Source organism: Halomonas sp. (assembly GCF_041689495.1).
Lineage (GTDB): Bacteria > Pseudomonadota > Gammaproteobacteria > Pseudomonadales > Halomonadaceae > Halomonas.
Genome location: NZ_JBDNGD010000528.1, coordinates 1 through 1,113 on the forward strand (window position 1 = coordinate 1; position 1,113 = coordinate 1,113).

Annotated in this window: 1 protein-coding gene; it reads left to right on the forward strand. The window is 65.5% G+C overall.

Annotation, left to right across the window (positions count from 1 at the left end):
* Positions 1–103: 103 nt before the first annotated feature.
* A partial coding sequence (locus ACESMD_RS15510) for an IS1380 family transposase (RefSeq protein WP_372614740.1) occupies positions 104–1,113 on the forward strand: 1,010 nt, incomplete at its 3' end.

Below are 1,113 nucleotides of genomic sequence, written 5' to 3' on the forward strand. Positions count from 1 at the left end.
CCCGGCTTATTCATCCAAATCGGCTTTGGGAAGTTGCGCACGTCCCAAATCGCTGTAGAATCAAGTTGCTACACCAATTTCAACGGCAGCTCAGGACGCACGCATGGGTGAAATTCTAGAGCCGGTCACGCCAAGGTTCAACCGGTCCCTGCGCATTGAAGCCCGTTCCGAGCGACTGACCGGTGATCCCGGCGCGGTGCTTCTTCGGGAGGCTCTTGAGGCGACCGAGATCGTACCGTGGATGGTCGGGCAGATGAGGGATCACCGCCGCCGGGCCGACGTCGTGCACGACCTGCCGTCCCTGCTCCGGACCATGGTGCTGATGACTGCGCAGGGCTGGCAGGACCACGACGATGCCGATGCCCTGCGCCATGATCCGGCCATGCGCCTTGCCGTCAGTTCCTCCGCCGGGCTGACGCCGCTCGCGGGGCATCCCGGACTGGCCTCCCAGCCAACTATGTCGCGCTGTACGGCGATGCTGGCCGAGCCCGCAAACCTCAAGGTGCTCCGGGAGGGCGCGCTGGAACTGGCCGGGCGGAACCTACGGGCCGAGAACGGCGGCAAGCGGTTCGAGCACATCACGCTCGATGTCGACAGCCTGCCGGTCGAGGTCCACGGGCATCAGCCCAAGGCGAAGTGGAACGGCCACTATCGAGCCCGCATCTATCACCCGCTCATCACTTCCATCGCCGAGACCGGCGACATGCTCGACGCCCGTCTGCGCCCCGGCAATGTCGGGACCGCCGACGGAGCGCTCGATGTCATCCTCGACGTGGTCGACCGTGCCGAAGCCAGCTTGTGCAAAATCACGATGGTGCGCATCGATGCCGGCTTTCCTTCGGCCACGCTTCTGAACGGGCTGGAGAACCGCGGCGTCCATCATGTCGCGCGCCTGCGCGCAAATCCCGCCCTCGACAAGCTCGCAGCACCGCACATGAAGCGCCCGCCGGGGCGGCGACCGAGCGAACCAAGGCTCTGGACGCATGAACTGACATACCAGGCCCAAAGCTGGGACGAGCCGCGCCGCGTCGTGCTGGTGGTCAAGGAGCGCGAGGGCGATCTGCTGCTCGACCGCTTCTTCCTCGTCACCTCGCTCACCGCCCGGCAGATGAA